Annotated in this window: 23 protein-coding genes; 17 read left to right on the forward strand and 6 right to left on the reverse strand. The window is 42.8% G+C overall.

Annotated features, from left to right (window positions below):
• Nucleotides 1-5 precede the first annotated feature (5 nt).
• Both pfaD and HWQ47_RS18440 read left to right on the forward strand, forming a co-directional pair.
• The gene (pfaD, locus tag HWQ47_RS18435) at nt 6-1646 is read left to right on the forward strand and encodes an eicosapentaenoate synthase subunit PfaD (RefSeq protein WP_269967523.1); all 1641 of its coding nucleotides are present in this window, start codon (nt 6-8) and stop codon (nt 1644-1646) included.
• Between the two features lie 333 nt (nt 1647-1979).
• The gene (locus HWQ47_RS18440; RefSeq protein WP_269971786.1) at nt 1980-2624 is read left to right on the forward strand and encodes a hypothetical protein; all 645 of its coding nucleotides are present in this window, start codon (nt 1980-1982) and stop codon (nt 2622-2624) included.
• 192 nt (nt 2625-2816) lie between these two features.
• On the opposite strand, the gene HWQ47_RS18445 is transcribed toward HWQ47_RS18440, so the two are convergent.
• Entirely contained in the window at nt 2817-3239 is a 423-nt protein-coding gene (locus HWQ47_RS18445; RefSeq protein ID WP_269967524.1) for a winged helix-turn-helix transcriptional regulator, read from the reverse strand.
• A gap of 153 nt (nt 3240-3392) precedes the next feature.
• On the opposite strand from HWQ47_RS18445, the gene HWQ47_RS18450 reads away from it, so the two are divergent.
• Nucleotides 3393-3779 (forward strand): MAPEG family protein, encoded by a 387-nt coding sequence (locus HWQ47_RS18450; RefSeq protein WP_269967525.1) that lies wholly within the window; start codon nt 3393-3395, stop codon nt 3777-3779.
• A gap of 61 nt (nt 3780-3840) precedes the next feature.
• Nucleotides 3841-4188: a DoxX family protein gene (locus tag HWQ47_RS18455; protein WP_269967526.1), complete on the forward strand. Its 348-nt coding sequence runs from the start codon at nt 3841-3843 to the stop codon at nt 4186-4188.
• Nucleotides 4189-4240: 52 nt separating this feature from the next.
• Here HWQ47_RS18455 and HWQ47_RS18460 read toward each other — a convergent pair whose 3' ends face one another.
• Entirely contained in the window at nt 4241-5005 is a 765-nt protein-coding gene (locus HWQ47_RS18460) for a spermidine synthase (RefSeq protein ID WP_269967527.1), read from the reverse strand.
• Between the two features lie 238 nt (nt 5006-5243).
• Here HWQ47_RS18460 and HWQ47_RS18465 point away from each other — a divergent pair, with 238 nt between their 5' ends.
• Nucleotides 5244-6053: a regulatory protein RecX gene (locus HWQ47_RS18465; protein ID WP_269967528.1), complete on the forward strand. Its 810-nt coding sequence runs from the start codon at nt 5244-5246 to the stop codon at nt 6051-6053.
• Between the two features lie 99 nt (nt 6054-6152).
• Complete coding sequence (locus tag HWQ47_RS18470) at nt 6153-6992, forward strand: class I SAM-dependent methyltransferase (RefSeq protein WP_269967529.1); 840 nt, start codon at nt 6153-6155, stop codon at nt 6990-6992.
• A 119-nt stretch (nt 6993-7111) separates the two neighbouring features.
• Here the strand turns inward: HWQ47_RS18470 and HWQ47_RS18475 are convergent, their stop codons facing one another.
• Nucleotides 7112-7918: a substrate-binding periplasmic protein gene (locus tag HWQ47_RS18475; RefSeq protein ID WP_269967530.1), complete on the reverse strand. Its 807-nt coding sequence runs from the start codon at nt 7916-7918 to the stop codon at nt 7112-7114.
• Between the two features lie 167 nt (nt 7919-8085).
• On the opposite strand from HWQ47_RS18475, the gene HWQ47_RS18480 reads away from it, so the two are divergent.
• From HWQ47_RS18480 to HWQ47_RS18500, 5 genes are all read left to right on the forward strand, one after another.
• Nucleotides 8086-8568 carry a hypothetical protein gene (locus HWQ47_RS18480; protein WP_269967531.1) on the forward strand — a complete coding sequence of 161 codons (483 nt, stop codon included), beginning with the start codon at nt 8086-8088 and terminating at the stop codon, nt 8566-8568.
• Between the two features lie 196 nt (nt 8569-8764).
• Nucleotides 8765-9709, forward strand: a complete 945-nt coding sequence (locus HWQ47_RS18485) for a multicopper oxidase domain-containing protein (RefSeq protein ID WP_269967532.1) — start codon at nt 8765-8767, stop codon at nt 9707-9709.
• Nucleotides 9710-9821: 112 nt separating this feature from the next.
• A complete protein-coding gene (locus HWQ47_RS18490; RefSeq protein WP_269967533.1) occupies nt 9822-10523 on the forward strand; it encodes a c-type cytochrome in 702 nt (233 codons plus the stop codon).
• Entirely contained in the window at nt 10520-10891 is a 372-nt protein-coding gene (locus HWQ47_RS18495; RefSeq protein ID WP_269967534.1) for a c-type cytochrome, read from the forward strand. Before HWQ47_RS18490 ends, HWQ47_RS18495 begins: the two co-directional genes overlap by 4 nt.
• Nucleotides 10881-11972, forward strand: coding sequence for a multicopper oxidase domain-containing protein (locus tag HWQ47_RS18500; protein WP_269967535.1), 1092 nt, complete (start codon nt 10881-10883; stop codon nt 11970-11972). The genes HWQ47_RS18495 and HWQ47_RS18500 overlap by 11 nt, the downstream gene beginning before the upstream one ends.
• A gap of 144 nt (nt 11973-12116) precedes the next feature.
• Here HWQ47_RS18500 and HWQ47_RS18505 read toward each other — a convergent pair whose 3' ends face one another.
• The 3 genes from HWQ47_RS18505 to HWQ47_RS18515 all read right to left on the reverse strand — a co-directional run bounded on the left by HWQ47_RS18505 (nt 12117) and on the right by HWQ47_RS18515 (nt 17948).
• Nucleotides 12117-13325 carry a class I SAM-dependent methyltransferase gene (locus HWQ47_RS18505; RefSeq protein WP_269967536.1) on the reverse strand — a complete coding sequence of 403 codons (1209 nt, stop codon included), beginning with the start codon at nt 13323-13325 and terminating at the stop codon, nt 12117-12119.
• Nucleotides 13326-13824: 499 nt separating this feature from the next.
• A complete protein-coding gene (locus tag HWQ47_RS18510) occupies nt 13825-16374 on the reverse strand; it encodes a TonB-dependent receptor plug domain-containing protein (RefSeq protein WP_269967537.1) in 2550 nt (849 codons plus the stop codon).
• 224 nt (nt 16375-16598) lie between these two features.
• Nucleotides 16599-17948: a sodium-dependent transporter gene (locus HWQ47_RS18515; RefSeq protein ID WP_269967538.1), complete on the reverse strand. Its 1350-nt coding sequence runs from the start codon at nt 17946-17948 to the stop codon at nt 16599-16601.
• Nucleotides 17949-18279: 331 nt separating this feature from the next.
• Between HWQ47_RS18515 and HWQ47_RS18520 the strand changes: the two genes are divergently transcribed.
• The 6 genes from HWQ47_RS18520 to kynU all read left to right on the forward strand — a co-directional run bounded on the left by HWQ47_RS18520 (nt 18280) and on the right by kynU (nt 24190).
• Nucleotides 18280-19746 carry a 2-hydroxymuconic semialdehyde dehydrogenase gene (locus tag HWQ47_RS18520; protein WP_269967539.1) on the forward strand — a complete coding sequence of 489 codons (1467 nt, stop codon included), beginning with the start codon at nt 18280-18282 and terminating at the stop codon, nt 19744-19746.
• 60 nt (nt 19747-19806) lie between these two features.
• Complete coding sequence (locus HWQ47_RS18525; RefSeq protein ID WP_269967540.1) at nt 19807-20238, forward strand: RidA family protein; 432 nt, start codon at nt 19807-19809, stop codon at nt 20236-20238.
• Nucleotides 20239-20314: 76 nt separating this feature from the next.
• Nucleotides 20315-20893 (forward strand): 3-hydroxyanthranilate 3,4-dioxygenase, encoded by a 579-nt coding sequence (locus HWQ47_RS18530; RefSeq protein ID WP_269967541.1) that lies wholly within the window; start codon nt 20315-20317, stop codon nt 20891-20893.
• A complete protein-coding gene (locus HWQ47_RS18535) occupies nt 20890-21903 on the forward strand; it encodes an amidohydrolase family protein (RefSeq protein WP_269967542.1) in 1014 nt (337 codons plus the stop codon). Before HWQ47_RS18530 ends, HWQ47_RS18535 begins: the two co-directional genes overlap by 4 nt.
• Nucleotides 21904-22060: 157 nt before the next feature.
• The gene (locus HWQ47_RS18540; protein ID WP_269967543.1) at nt 22061-22846 is read left to right on the forward strand and encodes a 2-keto-4-pentenoate hydratase; all 786 of its coding nucleotides are present in this window, start codon (nt 22061-22063) and stop codon (nt 22844-22846) included.
• Nucleotides 22847-22906: 60 nt separating this feature from the next.
• Nucleotides 22907-24190 (forward strand): kynureninase, encoded by a 1284-nt coding sequence (gene kynU / locus HWQ47_RS18545; RefSeq protein ID WP_269967544.1) that lies wholly within the window; start codon nt 22907-22909, stop codon nt 24188-24190.

The following is a 24190-nucleotide window of genomic DNA, read 5'->3' on the forward strand; positions in this document are numbered from 1 at the left end:
CAAGAATGAATCCTACGACAACAAGTAAAATACACTCTCCATGGCCTTGGTCAGTTATCGATGCAGACATCAGTTTTGATGTTAATGGAATGGAGCGACAACTAAAAGATTTCAGTCGTGGTTGTTACGTGGTAAATCACACTGAAAAAGGGTTTGGCCTTACACAAACCGCGCAAGTGGTTTTTGACGAAACCAGTGATACCGCAGCTAATAATAACTCCTTACCCGTCAGTGCTTTTGCCCCTGCTTTGGGGACTGAAAGCTTAGGCGACAGTAATTTCCGTCGAGTTCACGGAGTAAAATATGCTTACTATGCCGGCGCCATGGCCAACGGCATCTCATCTGAAGAGCTAGTGATTGCATTAGGTAAAGCTGGCATTCTTTGCTCATTTGGCGCAGCGGGCCTTATCCCAAGTCGTGTAGAAGCTGCTATTAACCGTATTCAAGCGGCACTGCCAAACGGCCCCTACATGTTCAACCTTATCCATAGCCCAAGCGAGCCAGCATTAGAGCGTGGCAGCGTTGAGCTATTTTTAAAACATAAAGTGCGCACCGTCGAAGCCTCTGCATTTCTAGGACTAACACCACAAATCGTCTACTATCGCGCCGCGGGGTTAAGCCGTGACAGTCACGGTAATATTCTGGTTGCCAATAAGGTTATTGCCAAAGTCAGCCGCACTGAAGTTGCTGAAAAATTCATGATGCCAGCTCCAGTAAAAATGCTACAAAAGCTGGTCGACGAAGGCGCCATTACCCCAGAGCAGATGGAACTAGCCCTACTTGTGCCGATGGCCGATGATGTGACAGCTGAAGCCGATTCAGGCGGCCATACCGATAATCGTCCTTTAGTGACCTTACTGCCGACTATCTTGGCGCTTAAAGATGAGATACAAGCTAAATACCAATATGACACCCCTATTCGCGTCGGATGTGGTGGCGGTGTCGGTACACCTGATGCAGCCTTGGCCACCTTCAATATGGGTGCCGCCTATATTGTCACAGGCTCTATCAACCAAGCGTGTGTTGAAGCTGGCGCCAGCGAACATACTCGAAAGTTGCTTGCTACCACAGAGATGGCCGATGTGACGATGGCTCCTGCCGCTGACATGTTCGAAATGGGCGTTAAGCTGCAAGTTGTTAAGCGCGGTACCCTATTTCCTATGCGCGCTAACAAGCTGTACGAGCTTTACACCCGTTATGACTCTATAGAGTCAATCCCAACAGAGGAACGTGAAAAGCTTGAAAAGCAAGTGTTCCGTTCAAGTCTCGATGAAATCTGGGCTGGTACTGTGGCCCACTTTAATGAACGGGATCCTAAGCAGATTGAGCGTGCGATAGGCAACCCAAAGCGTAAGATGGCGTTGATTTTCCGCTGGTATCTCGGACTGTCTAGCCGTTGGTCAAATTCAGGTGAAGTCGGTCGTGAGATGGATTACCAGATCTGGGCAGGCCCTGCACTAGGTGCATTCAACCAATGGGCTAAAGGCAGTTACTTAGATAACTACCAAGACCGCAACGCAGTCGATTTGGCTAAGCACCTTATGTACGGCGCCGCCTACCTTAACCGTATCAACTCACTGACTGCACAAGGGGTTAAGTTGCCGACTCAGCTGCTACGCTGGAAGCCAACACAACGCATGGCTTAAGAGCTGGTTCTTGGTTCTAGGAAAAGCAGGAACTAGGCTAAAACAGTAACATACAAAAGCCATTGAGCATGAATAATGCTAATGGCTTTTCTTTTAAATAGCTTTAGGTTTAAACAATCTGTCTGTTTTTGCCTTCCTACTTCTGCGCTAAATGGCTTCGCAAGGGAACTCTCGTTCCATCATCCATCCGCCTTGAATTCGATTGCTAAAAAACACGCTGAGTAGATCACTTTCTTATACTCATTAGTATTAGCTTTTGTTACACATTGAAGTCGTGAGCGACTATTACTTCGTGTTAACTTATCATTTTGGCTAGCAGCAAAGAGATCCATGATGAATGACTTACAAAAGATAGGTGGGGTTGCAGCACTTTTTGAGGCCGCTATTTATATATCAGCTTTTGTATTTTTTGGCGTGTTTTGGGATTATCCTGTTGGGGCCGATAATATCCAAAAATTTGCTTTTCTAGCAGATAATCAAGCTACTCTATCCATCGTTAATCTAACTATGTACGTCATCTTTGGATTTTTCTTGGCGCTGTTAGTTATCGCGCTTCACCAACGTCTTAAAACCAAAGCCCCTGTGTTATCACAAACTGCTTCTGCTTTCGGTCTTATTTGGGTTGGTCTCGTCATCGCCAGTGGAATGATTGCAAATATAGGATTAGGCGCTGTAATCAGTCTATCCGCCAAAGATCCAGAGCAAGCTATGACGGTCTGGATAGTGATTAATAGTATCGTTGAAGGGTTAGGAGGAGGTAACGAAGTGGTTGGTGGGTTGTGGATTCTTATATTAAGTATCGCAGCCTTAAAAACTAATGAGCTTTCAACAGGGTTAAACTATTTCGGCGTATTCGTTGGTTTTGCAGGCATTTTCACTATTTATCCCGCTGAAATATTTACAGAAATATTCGGTCTCACTCAAATTATATGGTTTTCTTGGTTAGGTATTACGATGTTAATGAGCCGCCAAAGCTAACAAGCAACAAAAATAGCTAATGATAAGGTTTATATTTTACACGTTATGTGGCATGAAAGTGACTTGTGGACATTCTTACTACTAATATAACATAGCTCACTAGGTGACCTCTCGCAGCAGTATTCCTCTTTGAAAAAGGCAGTAAAATTCATCTTGATAAAGAGCAGTCGAAAGCGATAAGTTTAAGATTTTTCATTCTTTTTTGTTTAACAAGTTATCCAGAAGTTCTTGTTGTAGTTTTAGAGGATCATTGCGTAAATTTTTGATGAAATCTTTTGGTACTTCAGTGTCGGCATCGAATTTTTCAGCCCAATCAATCAACGCCAGCATCATAGGCATAAGCTCAATACCCTTAACAGTAAGCTCATATATAAATCTTGATCCCTTAGCTGGATCTCTTGATTTACTAATGATTCCATTACTCTCTAAATCCACAAGACGGGTTGCCAAAATGTTTGTGGAGATCCCTTCACCCGCCTCAATGAATTCATGATAATACTTGCAACCTTTAAACATAAGATCGCGAATAATAAGAAAACTCCACTTATCTCCAAACTGACTCATACCAAAACGTACCGGACAACCTGACCAATTTTTTGTTTTTCTATCAACCATAAGACTTTTTCATACCAATTATCAGAATGTATATTAAACCATAAAAATACTTGCAAATCACAAGCAACTATTTTAACTTGTAAAAAACAAGTGAAAATATTCTTGATAATTTTCAAGTTCCATTTTTGTCTTTTTTAAAGAGGATATTGCACCATGATGCCAAATATAACCTTAATTTTCATTGCTATATTTACGATTTTCCAAGTGATAATTACTAATCTTGTGGGCTACGCTCGCATAAAAAATCAAGTACACTTTTACGATGAAGGTGATATTGATCTGCGCCGCCGACAACGAGCCCATGCCAATTTTACTGAAACAGTACCTATTACTCTACTAGCTATGGGCGGCGCAGAAATACTAGGAACAGATCAAATGCTTGTTCTCCTCGGCGGGCTAATCCTATTAACCGGACGTATATGGCATTATTATGTGATTCGTACAGTTGGTTGGAGCAATGGCAGGGCCGCAAGTATGATGTTAACCTTCATTGTCATGATAGGTTTTTCTTTATCTATTCTATGGAAAAGCTTTATATAATTCAGTAAATGGTTTAAATGCCAAAGATAATTCTAAGACATTTAACATTAATGAAGGGTAAGTGAATATTTTCTATATATTGATAACTGCGATAATTGTACTTTTAAGTATTTCTGCTGGTTCGGCTAAAGTTATGCAGATACCGCAAGAAATGGAATTTCTTCAGAGCTTTGGTTTAAATCAAGCCACAATTATTTCTTTTGGTGTGTTTCAAATTTTAGCTGGTGTTTTACTTATCCCCCCTAGAACACGATTATACGGAGCGCTATTAGCTTTTGTCGCTTTAGTCATATCAACATCGTTATTATTAATTGATGGAAATATGTCACTTGGTTTTATTTCAATTATAACTGTGATATTAACTAGCATAATAATCAATCAAACACTTAAAGTGAAAATGAATAGATAAATTTTCCCAACTTGAAACCAAGCATAAGTAACTGCTTTCTCGGCTTTTAGGATCACAATAGATCTTGTGTATCCCAGAGTAACTTGGCATAAGGTTCCATCGGGATATTCATTTGCTGTTGCAACCATTCAGCCTTCGTAAGCAGTTCTTCTCTTTTTATGGAGGGGATCTCATTTTTAAATGCGAGTACAATCCTATTACCACTTGCCACTTCGAAACTGAGTGATCTATTTCCAAACTCCAGCTCGAGCAATTCATCTAACTCTTCTCGTAATTTAGGTGCAGTATGCCAAATATTGAGCACGAGAACACCTTGATTATTGAGTGCATTTTTACAATCACGCAAATAGGATAACTGTACTTGTTTCCGCTCCATACCCTCCGAGTTGTATAGATCTGAAAAGATAATATCGCTTTTCACGTCGGTATTTTTTATGTAGTTCACAGCATCGTCTATATGAATGATGAGGCGTTCAGTGTCGGGTAAGTAAAAATAATCTTTTGCAGTCTTCGCCACGGCTTCGCGGTATTCAATTGCATGTACCTCCAACTCTGGGAAACTACTAAGTAGATTCTTTGCCATTGAGCCTGCGCCAAGTCCCATGATAGTCGCAGTGGTTACCTTAGGAATAAATAATAAACCTGTCATCATGGCCTGGGTGTAGCCAAGATGTAATCCATTAATGTTATTTAGTTTCATGCAGCTTTGATAGATTTTTCCATCAAAGCTGAGAATACGGCTGTTCTTTGTTTCGTAAACATAAACTGGGCCGTGCTCATCTTCTATTGATGAGATGCATGTTCCTTTGATATCCATGGGATTTTTACTGTCTCTTAAATACGGAGCTATAACTGATTAAGCATTATAACGGAAAACAGGATTGGGTCTTTCATTTTGATGGTTTGATAAATGGAACACGTTAGCGGATACCAGAAAAATGAATCAAGCCATACATAATCATAATCAAGTACAACAATAGCGCTAGCATATACTCAACAACCCAGTGTTCTGCTACACTGCTTTTGGTTACTTGTTAAGTTAAGATCAATTTTTTATGCAGCGCCCACCACTTCGTCAAGCCAAAACCATCGATAACGTTTTTAATAGCGCTTACTGGCATCTTGGCCAGCAGGATTTTACCATCAATGAAATTCGCACCAAGCTTGAACGTAAAACCGAAAACCAAGAATGGATTGATATCGTACTCGCCAAGCTAATCGAGAATGGCTACTTAAAAAGTAACTACGACTTTGCTGTACGCTATTGCGAGTTGTCCTTTAGTAATCAACTCGGCAGTGGTGCAATAAAACGTAAGTTACAACTGCGTGGCATACCTGCTGTAGAGATTGATACCGCGATAGAACAAGTGATCGACGAGCAAAATGTCGATGCCTATGGGATGGCGACATCTAGACTGCTAAGCAAATTTGATAACTTTTTGGGCACCAATAGAGAGAAAGTCTATGCCCAGATGACCACCAAAGGCTTTTCTCGTGCAGAAATTGATCACGCATTATCACAACATCCAGAACGTGAAACATTGCGCAGCAAATTAGCCGTAAAAGCAGACAAAGTCGACTTAACCACTGAGATAATCAAACTATTTAATAAAGGCAAAGGCGAAACGCTGATCCTGCAGGAATTAAAGCAACGGCTAATTGATGTAAGCGACTTTGAAGAGATCTTATACCAATTAACGCTAACAGATGATGTCGATTTCTATCAAAGCTGTAAAAATGAGTTGGCTAAAAAACGTTATGACTTATCGGACTATAAAGAAAAGTCGAAAGCGTATGCGTATTTATCCCGTAAAGGCTTCGGCAGTGATGAGATAAAAGAGGCGATGAATCCAGATGATGAGTAACTCGCTGTTTCAGAATCTGCATAATGGCTTAATTAAGTAGGTTTCCACCGTACTCGCGGTGTATAGTGCGCGTAATATTTCTAACTAGATACCAACGTTATGCCTAGCTACTACCTTCATTCAGAAAATGCCAAACAAGCGCTTGAAGCCATCACTAAAGGACTTTCCAGCGTTCGGCTCTCTACTGACCTTAATCTTTCTGAACAGGATTTTGCCTTAAGTAACCAGGAGCTAGTACTCGACGAAGACAATCAACTCACGGTTGCTGAACTCAAAAAAATCCTTAAAAAAACAGGCAGAATTTACCTCTGTCGTGACGGCGACATGGATCCGCTAGAAGACCGTAGCCTAGGCTACTACAAGCTAGTTCCCACGACTGGAGCACCACTGTTAGAAATTAGCGGCGTTAAGATGCACATATCCAAGGGCACCGATCCTTTTACGAGTGCGTCGCAGATGGCTCAGCAGGCGGTAAGCAAGGGGGACAAGGTGCTCGATTGCTGTAGTGGACTGGGTTATGCGGCCATCGCAGCCCATAGACTAGGAGCAAGTGAGGTACTGACTATCGAACTGAGCCCTGAGGTAATGGGACTGCGTGCTCAGAACCCTTGGTCACAGGATTTAGGGAACGAAGGGATTGTGCAATGTCAAGGCAGTAGCTATAAGCTGATCCTTACAATGGCGGCGAGTTCTTTCGATGCTGTCGTTCATGATCCACCGCGTTTTTCCCTTGCAGGTGAACTGTATAGCGAAGAGTTCTACCGAGAAATTTACCGAGTGTTACGTAAAGGTGGAAAGCTGTTTCATTACACTGGAAACCCTCACGTCATAAAGACAGGCAGCAGCTTTGTCGATGGCGTTATCCGCCGACTCAATAAGGCGGGTTTCAAAAACGTGGAAAAGGTCGAGCATCTGATGGGAGTTCGAGCACAGAAGTAATAGCCTATTAATATGGTTAGCCATCTATATTTTTCCATCTTACCGCTAGCGGATCAGATTTAATTCAAGCTGGTTCGTTGGCCATATGACACTATGATTTGAAAGCTTTTCGACTGAAACTATCTAACAAAATCATCGATAATCTTCTGTAACTCACCTCTCCTTCTCATGGCATAAATTTCAGAATTAAATTTCAAAATAAAATCATCCATATAGGGATATTGTTCACCACCATTAGCGGTAAAACCGAGGAAACCTTGCTCTATACTGATGGTCGCCCCCTCCATTAACCTTGCATGTTTGCCTCCTTCATCATATTTACCTGCAGCTTTGAGCTGTTTCAGTTCCCATAAGATAGAGATCCTGTCATTCATGTAGCAGTCGCTTCGGCCTAATCCCAACATCATGATATTTATCTCATTACCGTTAGCTTCATTTACGGTGATCTTTTCATCTTTAACCGCCTGCCAGAACCTATCTCCTCCCAATGAAAAGCCCGCATTATTACCGATGACTAAACCCAAATAATCATCAGGCCAGGTAGATCGAATCGTACTTGCAAGCACCTCATTTCGACAAACAACAATCACTCTTTCATCCAAAATGGGGATAGAATAGGGCCATATATAGGGCCTCTTTTCGGTTCTATGATAGGGAGGATAGATGGCAAATCCTTTGCCACTCTCAATATAAGATAACCCCCGTTTCCATGGAACGGCGTTTATTTTGACCTTGTAGCCTTCCATTCTCGAAAATACTTTTTGAAGGATCTCAGTGTAGATCCCTTTTAGTTCACCATCTTCTTGATATGTATAGGGTGGATAGGAGTCGTCTGCATAGATTTCAACCTCAATATCGGCAGCATAAACTAAGCTAGGAATATATAGACATACAAAAATACAGATAAACAGCTGAATGTTTTTCATAGAAGACCCCTACATAATTAAATTTTGGCACTCAACTAGCAGTTAACAACCAATATTCCACAAGTGGGCAACACCTTCAAGCTTAGTTTGCATTGATACAGCCAATACTTTCGTTGGCCTGATTTTTGCTCTATGACTATAAACCAATAAATTATTATGGAGTGAAAATGAACACATTAATAATGATATTAAAAAGTGAATTAGATAACATTTCAATTAGTGAGAGTAATATTTTTAATATTATCATGGCGAGTTTATTACTGACAGTGTCATATTTAATGCCCGTTATGCCGATGTCAATGGCATTACTCGTGTTTACAGTTTTACTTTATTGCTTTTGTAGCAACAAGCTAATCCTTTCTCCTCATTTATCACAACTAAAAGACATTTACATTAAGGAAAGCCAAGGGTTATTAGTTATCTACGTTTTATTCAGGCTAGCAGCAAACTTGTTTGAAATAAAAGTAGAATTTTGTTTATTCTTTTACCTTGTCGCGTTAGTGCTATTTACGTCAAGCCTGTCAGCAATCAAAAAAGCCCCCATACAGTTACGAGCCCCATTCAAGCTCGCGGTCACACTATCAATTCTTTCATGTACAGCCATTGGTGTTGAATATTATTACTACCTATTTTATCAATCTGTTCATTAACAACAAATGTCCATATGACATGCGCAACATCAAAATGACAACATCAAAATGACATGTTTTAGTAAATATATTATTCCATCACATGTTCAAGGTTTGATTTTACTCTGTTAATCGTTAAAAACATTCTTGGTACAATTTGTGCTTTAGTCATTATTGAAGGACATAAATAAAAAACCTACCATTATCAGGAGTAAAAATGAAAGTATCAAAAATAACATCCGCAGTATTAATGTCTTTAGCCTTGTTTAGTAGTTTTGCATCAAATGCAAAAACCGTCTCAGTTGATATCTCTGTGATTGAAAAAGAGATGGTCATCGATAATGCTGGAACTAAACATAATATGTGGACCTACGGTGGAACTATTCCAGGTCCTGTCGTACGAGTCACCGAGGGGGATATTGTTGACTTTTCATTATTAAATAAAAAAGGTAACAAACAATCGCACTCTATGGACTTCCACGCCGCGATAGTCGATGTACTAGATGAATTTGAAAGTGTGCGTCCTGGCAAACGTAAAGATTTTAAATTTGAAGCTAAGTATCCAGGCGTTTTTATTTACCATTGTGGTTCCGAGTCAATGTCTGAACATATTTCACGTGGTATGTATGGCGTTATCATTGTTGACCCTAAGGAGGGCTATACAAAAGACTTCCCAAAACCTGACCGTGAGTACGTTATTGTTGAGGGCGATCTATTTGAAAATAATGCAACACCAACAGAGATCACCAATAATGAGAAACTTAAAGGTGTTTTGATCAACGGTAAACAATTTCATTATGATCCGGTACACGATCAAAATGCAACAAAAGTACTTGAGTCTAAACCCGGTGAACGAGTACGTATCTATTTTGTTAACGCGAAAATTAATGAAAATGCTGCATTTCATCCTATTGCGGGTATTTGGGATAAAGTCTGGGATAACGGAAATCCTAAAAACCTTCGCCATGGCATTCAAACCATTGATGTCGCCCCTGCTCATGCGGTTATTGCTGACATCGTCAGTCCTAATGATCGTGCCACGAATAATGCACTCGTCGATCACCGCATGAAGTCTGCATTAAATGGGGCTATCACCGTATTAATGAATAAACCAGATGCGGATCCTAAAATGGGGAAAGGTGACAATTTAGTTATTTATTAATACTTACTCAATATAATACTAATTTTCTCATCCCCATATTTAAAAAAGCTATACATGAATAACTTAACCCTATTCATAGGGCATGGATGCCCTCTCGACGTGGAAAAATAACATGAAAATAAACACACTTTATTTAAAAGCCATCTTGATACTAATGCTCTTCCAATTCAATCCATCCGTTAATGCTAAAGAGCTTGGTGAAGTGCTGTATGAAGAAAACTGTGCTGGTTGTCATTCTATCTCTGACAATAGCAGTATCACACTCTCGCAACGGCTTAAAGAGAAAGCACCAACACTTTTCTACGCAGGTAATAAATTTAACCCAGCTTGGTTAGAGAATTGGCTAGTTGAGCCGAAACGTATTCGCCCTGGTGGTCATTTCTTTTTAGACAATGTGATTGTAACTGAAGAAGGTGATGCCATAGATGAAAGTAAATTGATGGACCATATCCTTGTTAGTGATGTTCAGGCAAAACAGATCACTGAGTTTTTAATGGCTCAGACACCAAAGTCAGATCTTATTGCGTTAGAAAAAGTCACCTTCGGCAAAACGAATCGGACGCTGGGGGAAAAGAACTTTCACAAGTTTAAAGGCTGTGGCTCTTGTCATCAGAGTGAGGATGGCTATGGCGGTGTTTCAGGCCCGGAACTTTACACTTCAATCCAACGTTTACAACCAGCCTTTATCTCATCTTACATTCGATATCCAGAAAAATGGGATCCTAAAACACTCATGCCTAACCGCCATTTAAATGAGAACGCCATCGAAAAGTTATTGAACTATCTCAACCTAATAGCGGAGCAACCAGAATGAGAATATTACACTGTATCTTACTTTTCTTGTGTCTGTTTCTAAGTGGTCAACTAGCTGCTGAATCAAAAATAGGACAAGAGTTATATCAAGCGTATTGCACACAATGTCATGGGAAAGAAGGAGATGGCTGGGGAGTCAATGCAGCAACGATGGACGTGTTACCTAAAGATCACACTGACACTAAAGAGATGATCTCTCGCACTGATGAAGACATATTTATTGCGATAAAAAAAGGAGGAAAGGCGGTGAGTAAGTCGAATTTGATGCCCAATTGGGATGCAAATATGACAGATGAAGAGATCGATGAACTTGTCGTTTTCGTTAGAACACTTTGTTGTCAAAAGGAGGAGATAAGTAATGAGAATTAATTTAACAGCCAGTAAAGTTTGGATTCTATCTTCATTATTATTGATTTTTAGTCAAATAGTAAACGCAGAAACACTAGAGTTTTCCATGACAATTGAAGAGATGGTTAAAGAAGTAACGCCCGGATTCTCTAATAAAGTGTGGGCCTTTAATGGTCAAGTTCCAGGTCCATTAATCCGTGCCAAGGAAGGTGATCGTTTAAAGATTACCGTGCAAAATAATTCGACGTTAGCACATACTGTCCACTGGCATGGAACTTTTCAAACCAATAGTTGGAAAATGGATGGTGTCCCCGGTGTGACTCAAGAAGCCATAGAACCAGGAGACTCCTTTCTCTATGACTTTATCGTTGATAGACCGGGCAGCCTTTGGTATCACTGCCATGTTAATGTCCCTGAACACGTTGGTTTAAGGGGGATGTGGGGCCCTATGATCATAGATCCTAAAGATCCAACAGACATAGAGAAAGAGATCACCAAAGAAGCCATTATGATGTTTTCTGGTTGGAACTCTGAAGTTGCGATGGAATATGGCAAAGGAGGACACCCACAAGAACTCAATGATTATTTTTCCATAAACGGTAAATCATTTCCCAGTACCCAGCCACTGCGCGTTAAAAAAGGAGAAGTGCTTAGGATCCGGTTATATGCCGCAACAGTCGAGGCGGCTTACCATTTACACGGTCACGATGTTTTAGTTACCCATAAAGACGGTTTACCACTAGATAGTCCTTATTGGGCAGACGTTGTCTACGTCCCCTCTGGTGGACGTGTGGATGTGATAGTAAGAATGGATAACCCAGGTATTTGGATTAATCACGACCACATTGAACGTCACACCTCTAACGCAGGAAAAATGCCTGGCGGCGCAGTAACGATCATTGAGTATGAAGGTGTAGAAACCGAAGATTGGTACAAATGGAAAGATAAAGTATATCAAGCTGACTTCTACATGAGCGAGACCATGGAAAAAGGCTCAGGCATCCATAATATCGATATTTTTAAAGCTACCCCGCCCAAATCTGAGCGCTCAAATAAAAAAAGAAAACGTAAAAAAAGTGCTAATGAAAAGGAAGGATCCTAGTGCCAAAGCAATATATTAAAACATCCTGACACTCATTTTTCCCGTTTAGGTTTTTAAGGCATTCCCTCTAAGATCATGCTTGATCTCTACAGAGGGAATGTCTTATTTTATATAAATAATATCAGTTGAATACAAATAGGCAGCTTATGGAATAAAGATGATCTCCTCATCGAGTAGATCAAAAATCACTTCATTGGCCATTTCTCTCTCAACCCCACTTTGAGCAAGCACATCAATCAGCTCTGTCCCCTTGAAGCAGGTCGTTTGCTCTGCAAGCAGTAATATCAATTGCGCAAGAATGGGATTGGACACATTTTGCTTTTCTCTATGCCTAACCTTGTAACCAACACTCTCGATACGTTGGGCCTGATCTTGATTACGTTTCTCGATGAAAAAAGAGGTTTCTGGATTGACAACAAAAGTGCTGGCCTCAATCTCTGCTACAGTGATCCGCTCTCTAGCATCATTGCCAGCACCACAGATGATGAAATCAAGTTTTGGCGCCTCAAATAATCGTTCGATAACCTGATATTGCTCAAATGCACTCAACTCCTTCAACCTTGCCAGCAGATCAGGATCACTAAACCGCTTGTCAACTGACCACACATCGGGTTCTACCCAACGTACAAATTTCATATTGGCTTGGGTGATTAATTGCCATAAACCAGCGATATCATAGCTGACCTCATTGACATTCAAACACGTATCAACAAACTCGACATCTGGATTTCGGTAGGTGTTTTTCCAATAATTATCTTTAAAAATAGTCTCTTCAGCAGCTTTAGACAGTAGCCTTCCCATGGGGATACGACTCTCTATGGACGCATCTTTAGGGGAGATAATGTTTATCCCTTCAATTAATCGATACAGCGCCTGACGGCCGAAACTGCCATAAAGCATTAATGAAATAACCCCATGAGGCGCTAAAATATGGGTTAAATTATTCAAACCCACTTGCGGATCGGCTAAGTGATGCAGCACCCCTGAGGAGTAAATCACATCAAAACCACCTTCAGGCACATCAAGCCCCTCTAAGGTCATTAAATCCGCTTGCACAAAGTTAATATTGGTCAGTCCACGCGCTTTTGCGTTTGCCCTTGCTTCAGCTAGGCCGACTGAGTTGATATCAATCGCAGTGAAATTCACATTGGGCTGTAATGATGCCGCACCGATAACGCCAGGACCTCGACCACAGCCAGCATCCAAGACTTGAAGCGGTCTATCAGAATTACGTTTGACCGCGACATAGCTCAACAACAGCCTAATATCGAAACCTGGTCTGATAGTCGGCTCACCGGATGGGTAAGGGTATTGCTCATACATCTCTTTAACTTTGCTGGTCGTCTGATCCAAGATTCGTCTCCAGATATTGTCAATTAATCAAATTAGAGGTAAGTCGATTGAACCAAGATAGACGAAAAAAACCTTCTATACCATGTCTTTATGGGATAAAAATACAATCTTATAAACTGCTGCTATATAAATAATATTAATAGTGCTTCCTTAACACTAGGAGATAAAAAAACCACCGAGATAACTCGATGGCAGTCGTGATACCAATTCCACTAAGAATGTGATCTTTCAGCGGAAGTTCAAAGCCCTGTAGGCAAGGCGGATGCTTGAAACTAATAGTTATTCTATATCGAAAGCCTCTAACGCAGCATAAAGGGCTTTGAAACCCGCACTACGTGAGCCTCTCAGGCATTCCACTTCTGCTTTGCATTGACTTAAAAGGGAATAACCATTTCTTCATCCATGCGCCTTGAATTGAAAAACCTGAGTGGCTCTGAATTGATCACTTATTTAGTGGAACTGGTATTACATAAGTGGTTATCACTAACCGATAAAAAGATTAAAAGATAAAGTTCACCTTCGCCGTATAAGTAATACCATCAAACCCATAGGGCAATGCTCTTACTGGATATTGAAATGCTTGATTAGTGATAAAATCCAACGGTTCATCGGCACCAAGCTCATCGGGCGTCACATCAAAGATGTTATTCACCCCGGCTGAGAAACTTAAAGCGTCGGTGAAGTGATACTCAAGATTAATGTCCACTAACACGGCTGACTCAACGATACTGGTAGGCTTAAATGACCCTGTAGGCGAAAGAAAACCGGGTAATCCGATATGATCATTACCGAAATAGGTCACATCTGTTTCACCAAAATAGTTAGCTCGTATCATGCCACGCCAATCATTTTTACTGTAATCGAAGGTTAAGGTAGCACGCTCATGGGGCTGACCGTCGGTTAAGAAACTACGTTGAAGGTCATCGAGTGCCACTTCCTCTGGGATCCCCTCGGGTGCATTCACACTGTCAATTTCTGTTTCATTTAAGTTACCCGCTAATGTGGTATTTAAGTCACCACCAAACAGATCAGCCCTGTGGGTAATAATCAGATCGATACCTTGAGTGGTTGAATTGACCGAGTTAGAGAAATAATTCGCTTGCTCAGCACCTGTCGCAGCGAGGGCTGCAACGGCATCAGGACTAAAGGCCACGTCCTCGGCAGAGAGAAGACTGCCTAAGGTAATTCGGTCCTCAATCTCTATTCGGTAAGCATCTAAGGTCACAGACAGATCATCGGTGGCATTAAGTACGAAACCTAAACTCAGGTTTTTTGATGTTTCAAGTTTTAAACTGTCCACTCCCAGTGCTGAGGGAAAATCAGATCCAGCCGTTGCCGTAAAAGAACTGGATAATACACCACCCGGCCCCAAGTTTGTGGTGTAAGCGGTGTAAGCACTCTGTTGCAGAGACGGTGCTCTAAAGCCAGTAGATACAGCGCCACGTAAAGCAAATGAATCACTGATGTCATAGCGGGAAGATATCTTACCGACTAAATCATTGCCTGAATCGGAGAAATCTTCGAAACGAAGCGCAGCGCCTAACATCCAGTCGTCGGTCAAGTTAGTTTCAAGATCAAGATAGAAGGCATAGCTGCTTCGATCTGCCTTACCTGCTGCATCGGGTCTTAAGCCCGGATAGGCTTGAAATCCACAACCGGCGTAGATTTCAGGATCCATAACCGAAGGAAAAGCGCTACTGGCATTTGAACTGCCACATGAGTATGAAGCGAGTTCACCCGCAACAATCTCATAGTTTTCACTGCGATATTCGGTGCCGAACGCAACGTATAACGGTGCATCCCGACCAATATCGACCACGCCCGTTACATCAGTATTAAACGTGGTTTGATCGAAGCGAAAACCACCTGAGTAACCTGATGTGGGTCCAGAGTTCGCCGCGATGTCAGCATCCGTTGCAGTAGGATTATTGATCTTATACTCGGCTGCATAAGAAGCATTTATCGTATTTCTAGAATCAAAGTCATAACGGTTTTGGCCATAGACAGCAGAAATATCGAACTGCCAATCATCATTGATGTCACCTCTTAATCCTGCTGCAATAGAAGTATCCTGCGCTTCGTTATGGATGCGCGGCAAAAATCCATCTGGGTAGACTTGAGGCACCACTTTTGCCGCTTCATCAAAGTTTCGCCAAAAACCATTACCTAATGCGGTGCGATTTGAATAACCACCAAATGAATAAAGTTCAAACTCGCCCACGGGCATCATGGCATTATAAAATACCGACTTAAATTCAGAAGCTGCATTACCTTGTCCCCAACGCACCTCATCGGACAAGGTGCCTTTAGGCACTGTCGAAGAGCCGCCGATATCTCTCTGTGCACGGTTAGTGCCATCGGCATCTCGATACTCCAGCGACAGATTAATAAAGCCACCATCATCACCGAGATCAAAGCCAGTGTTTACACCGACCGAATAGTTATCACCATCGCCCTCACCAGTGCTTCCACCTTGCACATAACCAGAAGTCTCACCTGTACTGTCTCTCAGGGACAAGTTGATTACACCTGCAATGGCATCTGAGCCATATTGTGCGGCGGCGCCATCACGCAGCACTTGAACATCTTTCAGTGCAATCAAGGGAATGGCATTCATATCAGTACCGGCAGCCCCCGCGCCAACGGTACCGTTAAGGCCAAATATCGCTTGGTTGTGGCGGCGTTTACCATTAATCAACACGAGAGTCTGATCAGGCTGTAGTCCCCGTAACGTCGCTGGACGAAATAGATCCGAACCATCAGACACTTGGGTTCGACTGAAGTTAAACGAGGGGACACTGGCCTGCAGGCTTTGACCAAGCTCAGTAAATCCACCGCGAGTCAGGCTCTCTGCGCTGATGATATCAACTGGCACAGCAGATTCGGTCGCCGTACGATTCGAGACTCGAGTGCCCAATATCAAAATGGTCTCCACCTCTTGCTCAACTTTATCCATCGACGTTTCTTCGGCGGCATGGGCCATCAGTGTTGAACCACCAAGTGCTAAACCTATCGCTAGCGTTAACGAATTAGCGCGGAATATTTTCATTATCATTGCTCCATTTACTATTTATTATCTGGGCAAATACTTATCCGTGCCTTTACATAACTGAAGACATGGATGAGTAATTTAGAGACAAAATGTTTACGATTAAAAACGCCATTAATGCCAACTAATACCAAAGATATTAAATAGCAAAACGACAATGAACCTAATATGGCTAATTACACATAAATATATCCGATGACGTTAATCGGCATATTTAAATCGAATCAGCTAAATATTGAGTGATAAAACATCACTGAAATAACCACCGGACAGACAAAACGCACATAACTAGGCCATATTTTCCAAAATAATGATGATTCTACTTCTGGGCAGCCCTCCTTCAATTCATTTAATATCACGTTACGACGCCATACCCAGCCCACAAATATTGATAACACCAATCCAAGCAACGGCTGACTATATTGAGTCGTAAATGCAACAACGGCACCAAACAGAAGTTCAAAATTGAAGATAATTACTGAGCTTATTAATGTAATAAATCCGCCTATTAACCAGGTTGCTCTACTTCTTGGAAGTGAACTGTTTTCTACCGTATAGGCAACAGGCACCTCGAGCATTGAGATTGATGAAGTCACAGCTGCAATCGCCATCAAAGAGAAAAAGATAAAGGAGATAACATTGCCAAGATTTCCCATGGCATTAAACAATTCGGGAATAACGGTAAATATTAATCTATCACCATTAATCAATTCGCCACTTTCGGTAAAAATAGTGACACCATTATGTTGGGCGACATACATGGCGGGAATAATTAACATGCCTGCTAATATCGCAATGCCAATATCCACTAATGTAACTTGAGCACCTAAGGTCACGATATTCTCTTTTTTACTGATATAGGAACCGTAAATAAGCATGGTGCCTACCCCCAATGAGAGGGAGAAAAATGCCTGACCTAAGGCACTAATTAATAGTTCTGAGCTTAATATTTTTGAAAAATCGGGAATAACATACACTTCCCAGCCTAAAGCAGCTCCCTCAAGCGTGGCGACAAATATAATTAATGAAATAAGTAGAATTAACAGCAATGGCATCAATCTGGCTGACCATTTCTCTATTCCATCACTGACGCCCTTATGAACAATGCCAATGGTTAATAAAGAGAAAATAACACAGAATAGCAAATTCCTTGGCGTTGAGAAGGCTGTTAACCACTGTGAAAACTGCGCTAAGCCTAAAACCTCAGTGATCGATGCTAACGCATAAGCCAGCATCCAACCCGCGACAATGGAATAAAAACTTAATATTAAACAAACAACCGTTAATGCCCAATACCCAGTTAACTTTCCACTGATTTTACTCACAGGCCCTCGCGAGATATCCTGCAGTGCATTTACCATATTCGATTGTGAATAACGCCCAATAACCAGTTCAGCCATTAAGATGGGGTACGCTAACAAGAAAGTCAGTATCAAATAGACAAGTACAAAAGCAGCTCCACCATTGCTTGCGACTTGGGTAGGGAAACCCCAAATGTTACCCAAACCCACTGCAGAACCTGCCGCCGCAAGCACAAAACCAAGCTTAGATGAAAACTGTCCACGTACACTCATACTTAACAACCTTATTGTAAAGCCTTGTATATAAATGGCTTATTATTAACTGTTCGTTATTGGCATAAAACCATCATACTGACAAAAACCACACTTTCTAGCTTTTTATCCAACAAAAACAAACAAAATAATAACAAAGGTGATAATTATTCTTGTACTCAAAACAACAAAACACTGAGCACATCAAGCATCTAAACCAATCATTCAGCCCTAAAGCATTCATTTTTTGTATCTAAATAGAAGATTTATAAAATTATGGTTATTTTTTAAAAACAGATAACCTTAAAAACATATCCAAATCGAAATCTATTGCTATATAAAGGCGAAATAAATGTCTGAACTACCAATATTAACCAGCTACATTGATGGTCATTTCGTTAATAGCGATATTCATTTTGACAATATAAACCCAGTCAATGGTCGGGTTATTGCCCATATTAGTGAAGCTACACCAGAGATGATTGAAGATGCCGTGACAAGTGCACGAGCGGCTCAAAACTCAGGTTGGGGGAAGATGACGGTTAATGAACGTTGCGCGCTACTGCATAAAGTAGCCGACCGTATGGCTGAGCGTGAACAGGAATTTATTGCCGCCGAAATAGCTGACACGGGAAAATCACTCTTCCAAGTTAAAAGCATCGATATTCCCCGTGGTACAGCAAACTTCCGATTTTTCGCCGATCTGGCAAAGTTTAATTCAGGTGAAACATTCATCACAGACACTCCAACTGGAGATAAAGCCCTTAACTACAGCATCAACAAACCCTTAGGCGTGGTCGGTATTATCTCTCCTTGGAACCTGCCTCTGCTACTGGCGACCTGGAAAGTAGCCCCAGCCATGGCTTGCGGAAATAGTGTGATATTAAAACCTTCCGAAGAAACCTCCTCCACAGCTTTCCTCCTTGCCCAGGTCATGGATGAAGTCGGCATTCCAAATGGAGCTTTTAATCTAATACTAGGTCGAGGTCATGCCGTTGGCGACGCGCTTACCTGCGCCAAAGGGATCGATGCTATAACTTTTACCGGCGCCTCATCCACAGGAAAACAGATAATGAGATCGGTGGCCGACAGGGTTAAACCCATCTCATTTGAACTGGGTGGCAAAAATTCCGCCATCGTATTTGCCGATGCGGATCTGGATAAAGCAATAAAAGGTGTTACCGGATCCAGCTTTACCAACTGTGGACAGGTCTGTCTCTGTACCGAAAAAGTCTATGTTCATCGCTCGATTTTCGCACCATTCATCGACGGCCTTAAACAAGCTGCTGCGCAGATAAAAATAGGTTACCCAACAGACAAAGATGTGTTTATCGGCCCCTTAGTCTCAAAAGCCCACCAACAAAAAGTACTGGCATATTATCAGCTAGCAAAAGAGGAAGGCGCAGAATTTATCACAGGTGGTGGCATACCCAAATTCAATGATGAGCGCGATATGGGCTGTTTTATTGAACCAACCATCATTACTGGGCTCAGTGATAACGCTCGGGTGAATCAAGAGGAGATCTTCGGCCCCATCTGCCATATCTCAGTGTTCGATGATGAAGATGAGGTGATAGATAGAGTTAACAATACTGACTATGGTCTTGCAGCTTCTGTATGGACAGAAAATCTCTCCCGTGCTCACCGCGTTTCACCTCAGTTAGATGTCGGTCTGGTGTGGGTTAATTCTTGGTTCTTGCGAGATCTGCGCGCTCCCTTTGGTGGTGTCAAGTTATCTGGCATTGGCCGTGAAGGCGGTAAACACTCACTCGCCTTCTACAGTGAGCCCATCAATATTTGTATTCATATCGACAGTTAAGCTAGACCGAAATAGGCAAACACTACATCAATTTTAAATAGCGAACACGAGAGCAAAGTAATGAGCAATAGCAAAACAGCAGCAAAACTCGTAGAAGGCAAAGCCAAACCAAGAGGCCGTTTTCCTCATCTTAAGCGGGCTGGCGACTTTATCTATGTGTCAGGTACCAGTTCCAGATTGCCAGATAACTCCTTTGCCGGTGTTGAAGTCGACGAGATGGGCAGCACTAATTTAGATATAGAAGTGCAGACCCGAGCCGTGATTGACAACATTCGCGACATTTTACGCTCGGTTGGTGCCGACTTAACCGATCTGGTTGAGATCAGCACCTTTCTCGTCAACATGAATGACTTTGCCGGCTACAACCGCGTCTATTCTGAATACTTTGATTACGACGGGCCAACCCGTACCACCGTTGCCGTACATCAACTGCCTCATCCACATTTGCTGATTGAGTGTAAAGCCGTGGCCTATAAACCGCTCAAAGGCTAAATGCTAGGTTTCTAGGTTCTAGGTCCGAGTTTCGAGTTTCGATAAGCATTAACGAATAATAAGAGAAGGTAAGCAGATGAGTAAATTAGCCGCATTTAACTTTCAGCAATGGATAGAGGAGCACCAACACCTATTAAAGCCGCCTGTTGGCAATGTGCAGATCTGGGAAGATACCGACATGATGGTCACTGTGGTTGGGGGGCCTAATCAAAGAACCGACTTTCACGATGATCCGGTTGAGGAGTTCTTCTATCAACTTAAAGGTGACATGGTATTGAAGGTTATCGAAGAGGGAAAATGCCGCGACCTGTTTATTCGCGAAGGCGATATTTTCTTCCTACCGCCCCATGTTCGTCACTCGCCGCAGCGTCCCATGCCCGGCAGTATCGGTTTAGTCATAGAACCTAAACGCCCCGAGGGCATGAAGGATGCCTTTGAATGGTACTGCTTTAAATGTGATGCTTTAGTTCACAGAGCAGAGGTGACACTCAAGTCTATCGTGCGAGATCTCCCCCCAATCTATCAAGCTTTCTATCAAGATGAACAGGCCAGAACCTGCCCAGAGTGTGGCGAATTACACCCAGGCAAAGAGGCCCCACTAGGTTGGGTGACCCTAAAGGATAAAGAGCAGAGTAAAGAGAAGGAAAAATCATGAAGGTCGTCGATATCCACTCCCATTTCATCCCTAAAGAGTGGGAAAACCTGCAAAAGAGATTTGGTGGCGATGACTGGCCTTGGCTGTCTCATGCACAAAGTAATATGAAAAACTCCCAGCCGGAACAAGCCATGTTGATGAAAGGCAAGCAGGCCTTCAGACCTGTCTACTCAGCCTGTTGGGATCCTCAAGTTCGTTTAGACGAGATGGATCGTGACGGGGTTGATAAACAGATCATCTCGGCAACGCCCATTCTATTTGCCTATGACCGACCCATAGAGCAAGCTCGTTACTGCGCCCAGCTGTTTAATGATGCCGCATTAGATATCTGCTCACACAACACAAGACGTCTATTCGCCTTAGCTCAAGTGCCGCTACAGGATATCAACGCTTCCTGCATCGAAGTCAGTCGCGCTAAAGCCAATGGCCATGTTGGAGTACAGATAGGTAACCATGTGGGCGAAAAAAACATGGACGATGAAGGCGTACTCACCTTTTTACAACACTGTGCAGATGAAGCGATCCCCGTATTTGTCCACCCTTGGGACATGATGGCCAGCGAACGCACCAAAGATTACATGATGGGCTGGACCGTTGGTATGCCAGCCGAAACCCAGCTCTCTATCGTGTCGATGATTCTAGGCGGTGGATTCGACCGTGTCAGTGACACTCTTAAGATCTGCTTTGCCCATGGCGGTGGCTCATTTGCCTTCCTGCTTGGCCGTTTAGAGAACGCCTGGCACCACAAAGACATTGCACGGGGCAAGTCACAGCATCCACCGAGCCACTATCTCAACCGTTTTTATCTTGATACCGCCGTTTTTGATCACGATGCCTTAGATCTACTCGTGAAAAAGATGGGACCAGATCGGTTGATGTTTGGCACTGACTACCCGTTTCCCTTAGGTGAGCAGCAGATGAGCCAGTTAATTAAAAGCGCTAGCGAGCTAGATCTGCAAACCAAACAGAAGTTGTTATCCAGTAACGCCGAAAAGTTTTTTAGCCTATAGCGCAAGCTTGCTGAATGCCAGCAGACAAAGCAAAAAATTCTAGCCACTTTTAACAAGAAACAGGCCGAACAGTTTTTTACCCTTTAATCAGAATTAACTTGCTGAAATATATCATTTAATAGTCAGTTAAAACCAGTTGAACAAGAAGAGAGATAATATGCTCAATGATTTAGCCAAAAAACTCGACCAAGCAGCCGCTAATGCCACTAGCATAGCCCAGCTCTCCTCATCGACACAGTTATCCCTAGATGATGCTTATCAAGTGCAAAAGTTGAGTATCGAACATAGATTATCCCGCGCAGAGAAGTTAGTCGGCTACAAGATGGGCTTTACCAGCCGCGCCAAGATGATCCAGATGGGCGTTAACGACCTTATCTGGGGCCGACTCACCGATGCAATGATAATCCAAGACGGCGGCACCATAGATTTGACCCATTATGTTCATCCCAGAGCTGAACCAGAGATCGCTTTTCGTCTTAAAAGTCCGCTCTCGGGTATTGTCACCAAAGAGGAGGCGTTCGCCGCGATTGGTGCCGTTGCTGGCGCGATTGAAGTGATCGACTCTCGCTATCAAAACTTTAAATTCTCCCTCAGCGATGTGATTGCCGATAACTGTTCAAGTACCGGCTTTGTCATCGGCCCTTGGCACCCCGCTGATACCAACATCGACGGACTTGCGATGGTGCTAAAAGTTAACGATATCGAAGTTGAGCGAGGCAGTAGCCAAGATATATTGGACCACCCGCTCAATTCACTTATCGAAGCGGCGCGCTGCGTGGCCCAATATGGCGAATCACTGCAAGCGGGGCAGATAATCTTAGCGGGTGCCGCAACAGCCGCCGTTGCCTTAAAACCTGGGCAAACCATCTCCACCGAGATTGAAGGCTTAGGGCAATGCCACTTCTCTACGTTGAATAGCAGTACTCTTAGCTCAAATAAATAGCCCAAGTAAATAATGCAAACAAATAGTCTAAGCAAGTAACCTGAGTTAATAAGGACCACCATGACATTCGAAAACACACTCGCATTTGCTCAGCAGCAAGATAAAAATGACCCATTAGCACACTATAAAGCGCAGTTCCATCATCCTATTATCGATGGCAAGCAGGTGCTTTACTTCACCGGTAACTCCCTAGGCTTGCAGCCTAAAACGGCCAAAGAGTATATCAATCAAGAGTTAGAAGATTGGGCTCAATGGGGCGTCGAAGGCCACTTTCATGCTAAGAATCCTTGGGTGAGTTATCATGAGATCTTAACCCCAGCATCGGCGCGATTGGTTGGTGCAAACGAGTCTGAAGTGGTCTGTATGAGCTCCCTGACCACTAACCTCCACTTGTTGTTTGTCTCGTTTTATAAACCAACGGCAAAGCGCTTTAAGATCATCAGTGAAGCCAAAATGTTCCCCTCAGATCGCTACCTGCTGGAAACCCAAGTGCGCCACCATGGACTTAACCCCGATGAAGCCATTATCGAAATATCCCCCCGAGATGGTGAGTACCTGATCCGTGAAGAGGATATTATTGCGGCGGTAAACGACAACGCCGATGAGCTAGCACTGCTGTTTTTCGGCGGGGTCAACTATTTTACAGGCCAGCTATTCGACATGGAAAAGCTCACCCAAGCTGCCCATAACGTCGGCGCTTTAGCGGGCTTCGATCTGGCCCACGCCGTGGGTAATGTGCCAATGAAACTTCACGATTGGGATGTGGATTTTGCAGCCTGGTGTACCTATAAATACCTCAACTCCAGTGCAGGGAATGTCGGCGGCATATTCGTCAACGACCGCCACGGCAACAACACCGAGATCAACCGATTCGGCGGCTGGTGGGGCCACAATAAAGAACGACGCTTCCTGATGGAAAATCATTTTGAGCCGATGACCGGCGCCGAAGGTTGGCAGATAAGTAATGCGCCAGTGATGGGAATGGCGATATTAAAGTCTTCTCTGGATATCTTTCATGAGGCAGGGATTGAAAACCTCAGAGCCAAAAGCCTTAAGCTCACCGCTTACCTTGAATTTGTCTTCAACGATATCGTCGATCAATTTGCCGATATCCGCCTAGAGATCATCACGCCTAGCGAACCCAGTCGCCGTGGATGCCAGCTCTCGATCAAACTTATCGGCACTAACAAAGACTTTTTCCAAGCCCTAACCAAAGCGGGCGTTATCGCTGATTTTCGCGAACCCGATGTCATCAGACTCGCGCCAACGCCACTGTACAACAGCTTCGAAGATGTCTATCTACTGGGGCAAACCTTGAAATCTTTAGCGCAAAACTGGAGCTAA

This window comes from Shewanella sp. MTB7, from assembly GCF_027571385.1.
Taxonomy (GTDB): domain Bacteria; phylum Pseudomonadota; class Gammaproteobacteria; order Enterobacterales; family Shewanellaceae; genus Shewanella.